Annotated in this window: 11 protein-coding genes; 5 read left to right on the forward strand and 6 right to left on the reverse strand. The window is 44.4% G+C overall.

Going from position 1 to position 14,066, the window contains the following annotated elements; genetic code table 11:
• Positions 1-34: 34 nt before the first annotated feature.
• A complete protein-coding gene (gene recD / locus HL061_RS01255) occupies positions 35-2,239 on the forward strand; it encodes an exodeoxyribonuclease V subunit alpha (protein WP_071001541.1) in 2,205 nt (734 codons plus the stop codon).
• A gap of 82 nt (positions 2,240-2,321) precedes the next feature.
• On the opposite strand, the gene HL061_RS01260 is transcribed toward recD, so the two are convergent.
• Both HL061_RS01260 and HL061_RS01265 read right to left on the reverse strand, forming a co-directional pair.
• On the reverse strand, positions 2,322-2,885 hold the full coding sequence (locus HL061_RS01260; RefSeq protein ID WP_071001542.1) for a hypoxanthine-guanine phosphoribosyltransferase: 564 nt from the start codon (positions 2,883-2,885) through the stop codon (positions 2,322-2,324).
• Between the two features lie 92 nt (positions 2,886-2,977).
• Positions 2,978-3,646 carry a hypothetical protein gene (locus tag HL061_RS01265; protein WP_071001543.1) on the reverse strand — a complete coding sequence of 223 codons (669 nt, stop codon included), beginning with the start codon at positions 3,644-3,646 and terminating at the stop codon, positions 2,978-2,980.
• 307 nt (positions 3,647-3,953) lie between these two features.
• Between HL061_RS01265 and HL061_RS01270 the strand changes: the two genes are divergently transcribed.
• The 3 genes from HL061_RS01270 to HL061_RS01280 all read left to right on the forward strand — a co-directional run bounded on the left by HL061_RS01270 (position 3,954) and on the right by HL061_RS01280 (position 7,141).
• Positions 3,954-5,636: a carbon starvation protein A gene (locus HL061_RS01270; protein WP_071001544.1), complete on the forward strand. Its 1,683-nt coding sequence runs from the start codon at positions 3,954-3,956 to the stop codon at positions 5,634-5,636.
• A 115-nt stretch (positions 5,637-5,751) separates the two neighbouring features.
• On the forward strand, positions 5,752-6,063 hold the full coding sequence (locus tag HL061_RS01275; protein ID WP_093070887.1) for a cory-CC-star protein: 312 nt from the start codon (positions 5,752-5,754) through the stop codon (positions 6,061-6,063).
• 52 nt (positions 6,064-6,115) lie between these two features.
• Positions 6,116-7,141, forward strand: coding sequence for an ArsA family ATPase (locus tag HL061_RS01280; RefSeq protein WP_071001545.1), 1,026 nt, complete (start codon positions 6,116-6,118; stop codon positions 7,139-7,141).
• A gap of 28 nt (positions 7,142-7,169) precedes the next feature.
• On the opposite strand, the gene HL061_RS01285 is transcribed toward HL061_RS01280, so the two are convergent.
• The 3 genes from HL061_RS01285 to HL061_RS01295 form a co-directional block, all read right to left on the reverse strand.
• A complete protein-coding gene (locus HL061_RS01285) occupies positions 7,170-8,876 on the reverse strand; it encodes a DUF3482 domain-containing protein (RefSeq protein ID WP_071001546.1) in 1,707 nt (568 codons plus the stop codon).
• 125 nt (positions 8,877-9,001) lie between these two features.
• Entirely contained in the window at positions 9,002-9,976 is a 975-nt protein-coding gene (locus HL061_RS01290; protein WP_083328810.1) for a sterol desaturase family protein, read from the reverse strand.
• 121 nt (positions 9,977-10,097) lie between these two features.
• A complete protein-coding gene (locus HL061_RS01295; protein WP_071001547.1) occupies positions 10,098-11,486 on the reverse strand; it encodes a DUF2868 domain-containing protein in 1,389 nt (462 codons plus the stop codon).
• A 204-nt stretch (positions 11,487-11,690) separates the two neighbouring features.
• Here HL061_RS01295 and HL061_RS01300 point away from each other — a divergent pair, with 204 nt between their 5' ends.
• The gene (locus tag HL061_RS01300) at positions 11,691-12,470 is read left to right on the forward strand and encodes an SDR family oxidoreductase (protein ID WP_071001548.1); all 780 of its coding nucleotides are present in this window, start codon (positions 11,691-11,693) and stop codon (positions 12,468-12,470) included.
• A 39-nt stretch (positions 12,471-12,509) separates the two neighbouring features.
• On the opposite strand, the gene HL061_RS01305 is transcribed toward HL061_RS01300, so the two are convergent.
• Positions 12,510-14,051, reverse strand: coding sequence for a bifunctional 2-methylcitrate dehydratase/aconitate hydratase (locus HL061_RS01305; RefSeq protein ID WP_093070897.1), 1,542 nt, complete (start codon positions 14,049-14,051; stop codon positions 12,510-12,512).
• Between the last annotated feature and the right edge of the window lie 15 nt (positions 14,052-14,066).

The raw sequence follows: 14,066 nt of genomic DNA on the forward strand, positions 1-14,066 counted from the left end.
AAAAGATCAAACAGGTCAAAATAGAGACAAATATATCATGAGCAATAATAATAAAAGCAGTGCAGCAATGGGCTTACAAGAAAGCTGGGCCAGTAATATCAGTGATTATATTTTGCTACGCCGTGAGCAAACGCGTATAGCGTACGACGCAACGTATGCAAAAGCGAATAATGAGAGCAAACAAGCTGATAAGAAAGAAGACGATTATTTATTTAACGCATTGTTCATGATGTTAGCGACGCATTTAGAAGAGGGCCATACCGTACTGACCATTAAGTCCTCTGAGCATGAAGAGGTATTGCAAGGTGAAATCAATAATGAGTCAGTCACATTATACACTTGGCAGCAACAGTTATTAGAGGTGCTAGCAATGCCAATCTTTGCGCTCATAGATACCAAATCAAATACTCAACCAGAAGATCAATCTACCGCCGAAACGTCGATATTTACATTGCTAAGCACATTATTTGATAAGCGGAATCAGCTATGGATACAGTTGGCGCTGAGTAATCATGAAAAGGACATGCTAACCAAGCGTTTTGATACAATTGCCAAGGTATTTCAGCTACTAAAAAATACCGACTTTAATTTTTTCATAAATCTAGTTAATAAGCATGCTTTGTTTGCTGAGGTTAAGGCTAACACTAATAGTAACAATGAAGAAAATAGCCTAAGCAATAATAACCAACCTATCATTTACGACATAACTAACAGCCAAAATTCAAAAGAATCTATTACTTTTTGGCTACATCGCGCATGGCAGGCCGAATTTAATTTGGCAAAAAATATTAACAATATCTTGAATCAAAAAGTAAAGCCTTTACCAATAACAATACCTGAAAGCCTTCACGAAAATCAAATAAAAGCAATTAATGTCGCTAATAACAACGCGTTTAGTATCATTACCGGTGGTCCAGGGACAGGTAAAACATACACCGTTGCTCAGTTAGTTATTGCACTGCAACAAGCGACAGAGAGTGGAGGAGAGGGTTCTGAAAATATTAGATTTAGTACGGATAGTGCGAGTCTCGCACTAGCAGCGCCTACTGGTAAGGCTGCACAGCGTATGCAAGAGTCTTTACAAGCTGCTTTGGATACAGCGGGCATTAATTTGCAGCTGCAAGAAGCCAAAACCATTCACCGTTTGCTAGGTATTGGGCGGACGGGCAGACCTCGTTACAATGCCGATAATCCACTTGGCGAAGATATTATCATTGTTGATGAAGCGTCGATGCTAGGGGTTGAGTTGGCTAATTACTTGGTGAGTGCAGTGAAACCAGGCGCAAGGCTCATACTGTTAGGTGATGCTAACCAGTTGGCAGCAGTCGATGCAGGGGCGGTATTGGCGGATTTATGCTGCATACCATTGCTACAATCCATTCATGCAGAGCTGACTGAGAGTCGCCGATTTGGCGCGGACTCAGGTATTGGCAAGCTGGCTATCCAAATCAATAGAGCAGAGACAAATCTTCAAACTATTTGGCAATTATTAAGGCAAGACGATGCCTTGAGTTTCCAATACGTGAATACGTTGCAAGTAGACTCTGTACCAAGCAATCAAATAAAAAATAGCCTAAGCAATGAAAAAAATATCTTAAAGATCTCCCAAATTTATCAACCATATATAGAAATAGTTAAAAATTTACTAAGAAATCCAATAGAAAAATCTATGCCAGAATCAATAAAAAACACTATTGCATCATTGATGGAAATATTTAGTGAGTTCAGAATATTAACTGCTGGTCACAATGGTGAGTGGGGCGATCATTACATCAATAATTATCTCACCCAATGGCATCTCACTGAACTAAAGCTCCCACTGGGTCAAAACGCATGGTTCCACGGTCGCCCTATTATGATTTTGCAGAATAACTATGAATTAGGGTTATTTAATGGTGATATTGGTTTTTGCTTACAGACATCAGATGAACGAAATCAATTGGAAGTATTTTTTGAAAATAAGACCCAAGGGATTGCGGTCAATCTACTCAACGAGGAGGTAGTTGCTACTGCATACGCTATGACGATTCATAAGTCGCAGGGATCTGAATTTGATCATGTCGCAATTACGTTTGATGATAGTCATGCAAGATTATTAAGCAAGGAGCTTATTTATACAGCGGTGACTCGTGCCAAAAAACAAGTGACGATATACAGTACGAAACACGCTTTTGAGAAAGCTGTCCAAACACCGACCGAAAGACATACCGGTTTGTCCCTACAGTTTGAGTACTTATGATTATCATTCTAAGTTCAAAAAAAGCATCCAAATTGGATGCTTTTTTTGAACTTAGATATTGTTAGTCACTTAGAGGTAAGACTTAAACCTTATCTTCTTTGATAGCATAGATACCTGGCAGGTGACGCAAGTAACCATGGAAGTCCATACCACAGCCATAGACATAACGATCTGCGACATTAATACCAACGAAATCAACATCAAAATCGGCAACTTTGCGGTCATGCTGCTTGTTTAGCAGCACACAAGACTCGAGAGATAATGGTTTTTCTTTATTTAGCTCTTCGACAACAGCCTTTAGAGTAATGCCTTCATCAAAAATATCATCAATCAACAAGACATGCTCGCCTTCGATACTCACATCAGGCTTGAATTTCCAATCAAGATCGTCAGTACCTTCGTTGTCACGATAGCGTGTCGCATGGATATAATGCATACGATGATAGAATGTCAGATGCGTCAATAATTGACCAGCGGGAATTAATCCACCGTTCATAACAACCATCACAATTGGGTTCAAACCAGCGTAGTGTAGGTTAAGCTGAGCGGCCAAGCGCTCATAAGCGGCAGCAACTTCAATGCTGCTGATCAGGCACTCTGAGTTACGTAATGTTTTTTCGATTTCTTGATTGCTGATTTGGGTCATCGGGCGCACCTTTGGTGAAAAATGCCAAGTATTTTAACAAGTTTTGGTAAATTTTCCCAATGTTATATGACCATTTGATCAAAATTTAGCAATTACTCTGGTTTTTCAATGATAAATGGACGGTAATAATTCGCCAAACGATTGAGAGAGTCATTTGGTAGATCAGGTAGTAGCTTGTTAAGCGCCATATTCATTCCTTTATCAATCGCAGATTTGGCAACTGGCACTGATTTGCGTTTGATCATACCTAATTTTAACGTTTCAGCGTAGCGGCTGACGAAGTGGGTTAATGTCGCGTCATTCATGGTTTCGAGCGCTGTTTTAAACTTGGCTCTATCTACGTGCTCTGGTGTGATAGCAGCAAAGCCTTCAACGATAGTTCTAGCATCTGCTTCTGACAACTTAAAGCCAATACGTTTTACGCCTTCATTATCAATAAAAGTTGCCTGATCTTTTAGAAAGTGAAAGCTTGGCAGCACATCTTCGTTATTTTCTTTACCTAACAAGATATTGAGTAGGGTATCTGTGGCACGTTCAATGGTGGCAACAATCTTGCGCATGGCCGCTTGACGCTCAGGATTTGGAATAATCTCAACCAAACCGACTAACAAATTGTCCGTTAGATCTCGTGCAGTCTGATGAGTGAGCGCGTCTCGGTAAGGGTAATATTCTACTTGCTCATTTGAAGCAACGACTTGTTCGGCCTCGCTGATTAATACTTTTAATTTATCTGAAGGTACGAAACCAAAATAATGTGCCATTATGCTTCCTTTATTTGTTGTTTTTCATGTCTTACTTGCGTTACATTTGCCGTGAAATCGGTTACCATTTAACCGGAATTTGAAACAAAGACTCACCACGCTATATGCTACTTAGTGACGCACCTTAATTGTACAATGTGAAAATTTGTTGGCTAATATTTATCACACATGATTTTTACAATTTATTCGGTGACGGGTCGGTTTATATGAATGACTCGCTGCACACTAATTTAGCATATTTTTTATATTTTGATTTAAAAAGCTTGAACTTATAAGACTACCTACTACTTGTCTAGGGAGAGATAAGATGAATAGTGCTATTGTACTGATATTCGGCGTTGCTGCTATGCTTTGTGGCTACGTGTTTTACTCAAAATTCATTGCTACTAAAGTTTTAGCATTGGATAACAGTCGCCCCACGCCAGCGCATACGATGAAAGATGGGGTCGATTATGTTCCTACCAATAAATATGTACTATGGGGGCACCATTTTACCTCGGTGGCAGGCGCTGCACCGATTATCGGTCCCGCAATTGCGGTTATTTGGGGCTGGGTACCTGCCATCATTTGGGTGGTGCTCGGTACGATTTTTATGGCTGGTGTACATGATATGTCGGCCATTTGGGCAAGTATGCGCAATAGGGGACAGTCAATTGGCTCTATTGCGGGTACAGTCATGGGCACACGTGTCCGCAGTTTGATGATGGTTGTGATTTTCTTATTACTATTGATGGTCAACGCGGTGTTTGGTGTTGCTATCGCTAATATGATGATCAAAACGCCATCTGCTGTACTGCCTGTTTGGGGCGCCTTAGTGGTTGCCTTTATCATCGGTCAGTGTATTTATCGCTACAAGATGAATTTGGTTTGGGTATCTATTCTCGGGGTAAGCGCTTTATATGGGCTGATCTATCTTGGCCCTATGTTCCCGATTGTGTTACCTGAGACCGTAATGGGCTTACCTGATAACGCTGTATGGATTCTTATTTTATTCGCCTATGCGGCGATTGCTTCGTTGTTGCCCGTATGGATGCTGCTGCAACCTCGTGATTATATTAATGGTTTGCAGCTGTTCGTTGGTTTGATTTTATTGTATGCAGCTATCTTTATCGGCACGCCAAATATTGTCGCGCCAGCAATAAACACAGCACTGCCAGTTGGCACGCCATCAATAATGCCGCTGTTGTTTGTGACGATTGCTTGTGGGGCGATATCAGGATTCCACGGATTGGTTGCGACAGGGACGACGTCTAAGCAGATTGATAAAGAAGAAGACACGCGTTTCGTTGGTTATTTTGGTGCGCTAGGTGAAGGTATGCTGGCACTCGGCGCAATTCTAGCAGCAACCGCAGGTTTTGCTACCCTTGGTGATTGGCAAGCGGTCTATCAAAAATTTGGCGACGGTTCTATCGGTGCCTTCATTGATGGTGGTGCGACCATATTAAATGCGGGTGTTGGCATTGACATGGTACTATCACAGACGATGCTTACGGTCATGGCTGCCTTGTTTGCAGGTACCACTATGGATACTGGTGTACGCCTGCAACGCTATATTTTCCAAGAGTTCGGTGAGTTTTATAACCTGCCAGTCCTCAATAAAAGCGTGGTCGCAACATTGCTTGCTGTCGGCAGCTGCTTGCTATTAGCATTCGGCGCGGGCGGTATTGATGGTGCTGGTGGTATGATTATCTGGCCACTATTTGGTACGACTAATCAGCTAATGGCGGCGTTAACACTAATGATCGTAACGGTTATCTTGTTACGTAAAGGCAGAACAGTTTGGTACACTTTAGCGCCATTGTCGTTCTTGCTAGTCATGACGGTATTTGCACTACTTATTCAGCTCAAAACTTTCTTCACTGATGGCAATTGGCTGCTTATCATTATGGATATCATTATCTTGATAGCAACCATCTTAGTAACGTTTGAGAGTCTGTCTGTATTACGCAAAGAATGGTCGATACACAAAGGCAAAAGCGGTGACATTTAAACGCTAAACCATACTAAATATTTATCAACTTAAAAACGCTAGCAGCAATTGCTGGCGTTTTTTGTATCACATAGGCATGATAGGTAATAAGAAATAAGTAGGGTATAAGCGAATTATGGAAAATAAAAACACATCAAATGATATAGAAAACGCCCAACCACCAGAGAGTACTCAACCATGGTGGCAACGATTTGTGGCAGGACTCAATGAGTTTTATCATGCACCTTATCGCCAAACGATGGCACGTGCTGCCCGTGATGAAGAAGATTTCTTTATGCTGCTGATGTTTGCTGAAAGCTTAGGCATTGATAATCCTGCCAGCTTTTATACCTTAGAGTTACAGCCGTTATTTTTAGAAAACTTTCACGAGTGGCACACGCGCATGGGTATGGATAGATGCCCATTTGACCATGTTGGCTGCTGCTAATCGTTTATTTATGATTGAAAAATAAAAATAATATAAGAAATGAGATAAAAATATGGCATTACATCCTCTACATACATTAGTAGAACAACTAAAAGCACAACCGATTATATTTATTGGCGGTAAGGGCGGTGTGGGAAAAACCACGACTGCCGCCGCACTTGCCAGTTATTACGCAAGCCAGCAGCAAAAGACGCTGATTGTCTCAACCGATCCAGCACACAGCTTGGGCGACGTGTTGGATACACAGCTTAATAACGCAAAAACAGCAATATCACCTTATTTAGATGCCATTGAGTTAAATCCTGATGTAATCGTTGACGAGCACTTTTCTCAAGTTGAGCGTACGATTAATTCCTATGCCAATCCAGATATGATGCCCAAAATTCGTGAGCATCTGAGACTATCAAAATCAGCACCCGGTGCCCAAGAAGCAGCGATGCTCGAATCCATGTGCCAGCATTTAGTCGAAGCGGCAGATGCAGGCTATGAGCATATTATCTTTGATACTGCACCGACAGGGCATACGCTACGGTTGCTAGTACTACCAGAGATGATGGGTGCATGGACAGATGGACTGCTTGCTCAGCAACGACGGCAAGCCAAGCTGCGCTCAGTAGCGACGCATTTGGACAGTCACAATCAAAAAAGCAGTCAAACGGATAGCGCTCAAAAGAACCATGTGGCCAATCCGTTTGCCGCAAAAAAGCCTGATCGCTGGGAGCAAGCGGTATCCGTGCTAGAAAAGCGCAAGCAGTTGTTTCGTCAAGCAGGACTGCTGCTGCATGATCGTACACAAACAGCAATTATGTTGGTTATGACGGCTGACGTGTTGCCGTTGGCTGAGACCAAACGGGCTATCGAACAGCTAGAGGACAGCAAGCTCACGCCCGCAGCAATAGTAGTCAATCAGTTGATATCAACAACGCAGTCGGATGAGTTTTGGCGCCGCCGTGCTGAGCGTCAGCAGGATTTGCTGCAGGATATTGAAAACAATTTTTCTAAATATCCGCTGTATCCAATTTATCTGCAGCAAACAGACGTACGTGGCACAGAGGCATTGAGTACATTGCTAGGCTAGATGCAGCAAACGATAGAACGGTAAATAACTACGACTCACGCTTGTACGATTGCAGCTTACCCGATAGCGACCATGCCATATCTGCGCGCAGCAGCTGCGCCTGTTCAGACTTACCACTGCTAAGCGATGACCATTGCGGTTTGCCGCGAGCCTTTTTTAGCTCACTAGGTAATTTATTCGCAGGCCATACGGTAATCGGGTTGCTATCTTCATCAGTATTGCTGTTGCTATCATTGTGGTAACTACCATCATCTGACGATGTCTCAAGGCTGCTTTTCTCGCCTTTATATAATAGCTGGGTGGCATCAGTCGCAGCATGGCCGCGATGGCGTAGGGCAGTGAGCAAGTCGATCGCTCGCGTTGCTAGCAATGTCAACGTCGCAGGATCGATATATAAGCGTTTTACCCCAGTGATCCTATCGGCAATACTACTGGTGTTAGATAGTAACCCGCCTGCGATACCACCTATCGCTGCACCCAAGCCCAATGTCGTACCTAGCGCTGCTGCATCAATACCCAACCCTAACAGCGCACCCGCTGCTGCGCCAGAAGTGGTACGGATACCATAGCTCTTGAGTAACTCAGGGTCGAATGGGTCTTGCTGATAGGCTTGCAATTCAAGCGGGGTTGCTGCAACGGCATTGTCATAAAACTTATAGAGGTTAAGTAAATTGTGCTGCATCGCACGCTCACTTTGCCTCACCGCTTCTTGCATTTGCGCTAAGACAGGCATCGGATCGTCATCTTCATTGATCTCGCGTACAAAAGAAGCGACATTCAATAAAAAGTCAGCAATAATAATATTGGCCTCATCATACAACTGCGCCCAATCTTCAGTCCGGCGCTGCATCAATTGCTCGAGCATCTCAGAATGAGTGAGCATGGTGGCGAGGTTTTGCCAAAGATGCATCTCATCTTCAAATTCAAAAGCAACGGAATCAAAACGTGTGGAGATATGTAGATTGCGTCTAGCCAGCATGGTTTGCCAATCATCAATATTGGCATTCTGACTGTCGGTAAAGTTAAAGACAGGCATCACCGGAATGGCTGCCCACGATAAAATCGCCAGCTCATCTTTATACTTGCCCAATACTGGCTCACGAGCATCTACCACATAGATGGCCATATCACTTGCCAGCAGCTGACGAATCACTTTTGCTTCTTGGCTATAATCATAGCTGTCTAGAACACTGCTATCTGCACCTTGAGCGATATCTGATGCCAAAAACTGCTTCAAACGCTCAATACCATCACGGCGACTGGCCGTATTGTATTCTAGCCAATCCATCAGCCCTGAAGCGTCCTCTAGGCCAGGGGTATCATATAGTATGACCAAGTCTTCACCGGTTTGGCTATCTGTGAGTTTGGCTTGCTCGACGTGACGCGTGGTCGCCGCTTCATTTTTGACTTCACCAAAATAGACATCACGCAGTAACGTGCGCAATATGGAGGTCTTACCGGTATTGGTGTGTCCCACGACCGCCAATTTTAGCGCCTCACCACTGGCGATGGTTTTTTTTGTCACATTTTGGTTTTTTGTGGTTGTAGCTGGCGGTACTGATTCAGTTGATATGGATTGATTATCATGAGTTACCCTAGACTGGGCGGCCGTTTTTGACACTGTCGAATGCGAGGTCTTGGCGTTATTATTTGAGTCGCTGGGCAACGCCTTGTCTGCAAAAAGACCTGTAGGCGTGTGATGCTCGTAATTTTCTTTTTTATTGTCATTATTCATAGTCGCGTCTTATTGTTATTGAAGATCGAAATTTAGCCATTTATTGTAATACAAATTTGGTGGTATGTTGGTTCTGGATGCGTAGTGTCCATATCGTAAACTGTATTTTATGTATCCATGATACGCTATGAGATTGCTGTAGGTGGGCGCAGCAGTACCTTAATTTTTTTCTTAATGCCCTTGGCACGAAAAAACCGCTGCCACATTCGGTAAAACACCCCAAATATCAGACCAATAATATTATCGTGACTGGTCTCACCAACAGCCCCATATTTGACGGGATTATTGACGGCGTCTTCTTCTACATAAGTGCCAAACCAGCGATCAAAAATAATAAGAACGCCGCCATAATTTTGGTCAATATATTCGTCATTAGTACCATGATGGGCGCGGTGGTTGGATGGGGTGTCAAAAATATACTCAACCCATTTTGGAAATTTTCCCACCGTCTCGGTATGGATAAAGAACTGATAAATCAAATCTAACGCATAAAAGAAAAATACCCAGATAGGATGCACACCCAACAACATCAGCGGGACGAAAAATAACCACCAGCCTGTCACCGAGTACAGCAAGCTTTGACGCATGGCAGTGGATAGGTTCATCTTATCATCTGAATGGTGCACGACATGCGCTGACCAAAACCAATTCATGCGGTGTGAGGCACGGTGAAACCAGTAATAGCTGAACTCAACCGCGACAAATATGGGTATGGCTGTCAGCCATTTCACCTCAATAGTGAACAGTCGGTATTGATATAGCCACAGGCAAATAGGCAGCACAATAAGTGCTTGGACAATCAATTCAAATCCGAGATAAGAGCCGCCCAAGCTAAAATTGGTCATCGCACGGCGCCAGCTAAAGCTTTCATTTTTCCCACGCTTAGACTGATAAAACCACTCTGCCAAAAACAATAAGAAAAATGGGCCACCAGCTAGCGGTAACAGCCATTCTTGCCAGTGAGCAGGTAAGATACTTGCCAGCATTGGCTGCCATGACTCTGGTGCAGCGGTTAAGATACTTTGGTTTAACGCCTCTTTGTAATTATCCAATATCTGACCATACTCACCTGATGTTAAGAGGGTGTTGTCTGTTGACATATTTGGCTCCTAGCCACTATAAAACATCCTTGTTACCCAAGAGATAACTATTTTCTATATTACTGATTTATTTTGTCCTTTTTATAAAAATAATTTTTATTAAGTATCGCATTCAAAAACTTTAAGAATCAATATCTACCAAGCCAATTTTTCGCGCAGAGAGCGCTGTTTGCCACTGCTGATAGCGTACAGCTTGCTTATCCACTGGTTCATCCTCATGTGTCAAATCAGCATCACTAAGCAGCTGTACAATAAGACCATCTTTTGCATGAGCGGCGATTTGATCAAGTTTGCGTAGCGTACCGCGGTCAGGCAGCGCTTTGCTATGGATACCTAATAGGACTTGCACAGGGTGCTCGTCTAAGTAGTTTTTTAGCCGTGCCATATCCTCACGATCATCAACGATACCAAAATTCTCAATCTCACTTGATTCTGAAAAATCATGACGGTCATTAGTCAACCCTGACTGCCACCATTTATCCTGATTTGAAGGATATTCAAGCAAGGCGACCAGTTTCTTGCCTGCACTTACCGCCGCTTTGGGCGCGACAGGTGCGGGTGCTTCCGTAAAGTCATCTGCATCAACCACCTGACGCTGCCAAAAATTTATGATCTTTTGATAATACGGTTGCTTGATATCCAAGCGCATTTTTTTGCGGCGGAACATCAAAGCACAAAATACCCACGCTATCGCACGCGGGACAATACCGTACATCAGCAAGCTACCGACTAGCAATCCTGCCCACTGCCGCGCCACAGACAATGGCATCGCTTCTGTGACCAACCTGCTTTGCGCAATCGCTGTACTATCTGGCACATCAAAACCAACCATGCCTGGTAGCCAGCCGAGTATTTGCGTTAAGCTCACCAGCGCCTGATCAGAGAGTAGGGTCGACTCCCAGCTAAAGCTATACTGACGCACAATCAATAAAAATATAATCGCAAGCAGCATGCCAGTCAACGTCGCAAGCCATAACTGATGGCTAAACCGGCCCAAATACCAGCGCATACCGCTATGCTGTAATTGGCGCTCATACAGATCGACGGCCGCTTTGGTCACATCGTCTTTGCCGCGTATGAGATAGCTGGGACTGACAAAGCTGGCAAACCAACTGGGCGCTTGCTGGTCTCGCTGGTCTCGATTGATGAGTGTCATCACCAGCCAGCCACCAAGCATAATAGTATGAAAACCAAGCAAGCAAACCAAGACATAAAAGAAGTTCACCACATTGGACTGCAATAGCGTGAACAGTCCCAAAAATCCCGAGATGCACCACACCACACTCATGACGATCATGATGCCTTTTATGCGGCCATCTATTTTGCCCAGTACCCGCGCAAGCGCGCCATTGCTATCGATGCGTGAGGCCCGTCGATGCAGCTTTTGGATAGGTGTGCCATCCTCACTCTGTAGCTTTTCCGTGATCAGTAACGGGTCAGTGGCAAAGACGTGCTGATCAGTCTCTAAGGCACGTACTAGCTCGGTCAGTTGGTCTTGGGGTGATAGCATAAGGCGCTGATATCCGTATAAGAACGTCAATATAAATAATGGAAAGCAAAAAATGCGGGTTTAATCGCTAAAAAGTATTGTAGCGTATATAGAATGAGAATAATGTCTATGATTTTTATCATAGTAAACACTCGTAAAATCAGCCAAAATGAATAAACAAACCAACACGTGCTAAGAGCTGTATAAAAAGAGTGAGGGTAGCATATGAATAATAAAACCTATCTTATCATCGGCGGAACGGGCGGTATTGGTCAGGCCATGGTCAAGCAGCTGGTACAAGAGTCAGCTGCCGATCAAACTGACGGCGCATCTGCTAAAAGACATAGTACACAAGTATTCGCCACTTATCATCGCAGTGAGCCGAACTTTGAAGCAGAAAATCTACACTGGATACCCATGAATATCAGTGACGAAGACAGCATCCAAAAAGCGGCCGACACCATCAAGCAGACAATGGGTCATGTCGATTGGGTAATCAACTGCGTGGGATTACTCCATACCAAGACGGCGCAGCCAGAAAAGGCCTTGAGGCAGATTGAAACGGAGTTCTTTTTACAGAACATGCAAATCAATGCACTAGCAAGCTTGCTGATAGCCAAGCATATCAAACCGTTGCTCGCCAAAGCTGAACGCAGCGCTGAGCATCCAGCTATTTTTGCGACCATATCAGCTCGTGTCGGTAGTATCACGGACAATCAGCTAGGCGGCTGGTATAGTTATAGAATGAGCAAGGCGGCGCTCAATATGGGGATGAAAAACTTGAGTATCGAATGGGGCCGATCACTCAAAGAGGTGTGCGTAGTCGTTATGCAACCGGGAACCGTGAATACTCAACTGTCCGCGCCGTTTCAAGGCAATGTCGCTGAAGGACATCTATTCTCGCCAGCGTATAGCGCCGAGTGTTTATTGGAAGTGCTATCAGGGATGAAGGCTGCCCAATCAGGCAGTTTTGTCGATTGGGCAGGAGAGTCGATACCTTGGTAGTCAATACGTCAACAGAATGAGATATTAGTCACTGAGTCATTAGTAAGCCATAAATAAGTCCATAAACTCATTCACTGGCGTTTGCTCCAATTTTTCTTGATCGTTACACAGCTCAATGATTTGCTGACAACGACTGTCGATAAAGCGGGTGGCCAGACTGGCTCGGAACTTTGCCTCAAGTATAGGAATGCCCTCGGCACGGCGGCGTTTATGACCGATAGGATACTCGATGGCGACTTTTTCTGTGCTACTACCATCTTTGAAGAATATTTGAATGGCATTGGCAATAGAGCGCTTACTGGGGTCATGGTAATCTTTTGAATACTGTGCGTCTTCTTCTACCACCATTTTTTCGCGTAGCTCATCGATTGATAAATGCTCTTCATGATAGTCATCTTCATAGTTCTCCGCCATCAGATCGCCTGTCAATAAGGGAACAGCCACCATATATTGTAAGCAGTGATCCCGATCAGCTGGGTTAGCAAGCGCGCCCTCTTTTGAGATGATGCGAATTGCTGAATCATGCGTGGTTAGAACAATTTTTTCGATCTCATCAATTCGACCTCTCACATGTGGGTGCAAAATAACCGCCGCTTCACAAGCAGTCTGCGCATGAAATTCAGCGGGAAAGCTGATTTTAAATAAGATATTCTCCATCACATAACTGCCAAAGTCACGTTGAAAGGTAAATCGACGCTCGTCTTCGGGTTTGGTCGCAAGATCCTTATTGGTATGGCTAAACAGCACATCATAAAACCCCCATTGCGGTGCGGTTAGTGCGCCAGGGATACCCATTTCACCACGTGCAGTGATATCTACCAGCCGAACCGCGCGGCTGGTTGCATCACCTGCCGCCCATGATTTTCGGCTGCCCGCGTTGGGTGCATGACGATAGGTGCGCAGTGCCTGACCATCGACAATGGCTTGTGAGATGGCGGCCATGATGCGCTCGCGTGGCAGCTGATATAGTTTGGCGACGACCGCAGTTGAGGCTAATTTTACCAAAAACACATGATCAAGACCCACGCGGTTGAATGAGTTTTCGAGTGCCATGACGCCTTGAATTTCATGCGCCATGATCATCGCCTCGAGCACGGCTTTCATGGTCAGAGGTGCTTGCCCTTGGCTGATGTTTTTTTGACTGATATAGTCGGTGACCGCCAAGATGCCGCCCAAGTTATCAGACGGATGACCCCACTCAGCAGCGAGCCACGTATCATTATAGTCAAGCCAGCGTACCATACAGCCGATGTCAAAAGCGGCTTTGATGGGGTCTAGTCTATAGGATGTGCCAGGGACGCGAGCGCCATGCGGCGTTATTTGATCAGGGCAATCAGGCCCCAAGTGCTTGGTACACTCAGGGAAGCGCAGTGCCAGTAGTCCGCAGCCGATGGTATCCATGAGACAGTGGCGAGCAGTACGCCATGCATCAGTGGGGCTTGGTGACTCGTTATCTATGGAATAATTGAGCACATAATCGGCGATTTTTTGGATTTCATCGTCATATTCTGGACGGATATTGCTCTCTACCGTTGCCTCATTTGTATTTGAATGGGCTGTATCTGAATGGGTATTTGACATGGTTGTTTCCTCTTC

Source organism: Psychrobacter sp. PSP (genome assembly GCF_024085615.1).
GTDB classification, from domain to species: domain Bacteria; phylum Pseudomonadota; class Gammaproteobacteria; order Pseudomonadales; family Moraxellaceae; genus Psychrobacter; species Psychrobacter pacificensis.

Excerpts from the sequence above, each read along its gene's own strand:
- HL061_RS01270 (WP_071001544.1), top strand. The coding sequence starts at position 3,954 with ATGAATAGTGCTATTGTACTGATATTCGGCGTTGCTGCTATGCTTTGT.
- HL061_RS01260 (WP_071001542.1), bottom strand. The coding sequence starts at position 2,885 with ATGACCCAAATCAGCAATCAAGAAATCGAAAAAACATTACGTAACTCA.
- HL061_RS01290 (WP_083328810.1), bottom strand. The coding sequence starts at position 9,976 with ATGTCAACAGACAACACCCTCTTAACATCAGGTGAGTATGGTCAGATA.
- HL061_RS01265 (WP_071001543.1), bottom strand. The coding sequence starts at position 3,646 with ATGGCACATTATTTTGGTTTCGTACCTTCAGATAAATTAAAAGTATTA.
- HL061_RS01300 (WP_071001548.1), top strand. The coding sequence starts at position 11,691 with ATGAATAATAAAACCTATCTTATCATCGGCGGAACGGGCGGTATTGGT.
- HL061_RS01285 (WP_071001546.1), bottom strand. The coding sequence starts at position 8,876 with ATGAATAATGACAATAAAAAAGAAAATTACGAGCATCACACGCCTACA.
- HL061_RS01305 (WP_093070897.1), bottom strand. The coding sequence starts at position 14,051 with ATGTCAAATACCCATTCAGATACAGCCCATTCAAATACAAATGAGGCA.
- HL061_RS01295 (WP_071001547.1), bottom strand. The coding sequence starts at position 11,486 with ATGCTATCACCCCAAGACCAACTGACCGAGCTAGTACGTGCCTTAGAG.
- HL061_RS01275 (WP_093070887.1), top strand. The coding sequence starts at position 5,752 with ATGGAAAATAAAAACACATCAAATGATATAGAAAACGCCCAACCACCA.
- HL061_RS01280 (WP_071001545.1), top strand. The coding sequence starts at position 6,116 with ATGGCATTACATCCTCTACATACATTAGTAGAACAACTAAAAGCACAA.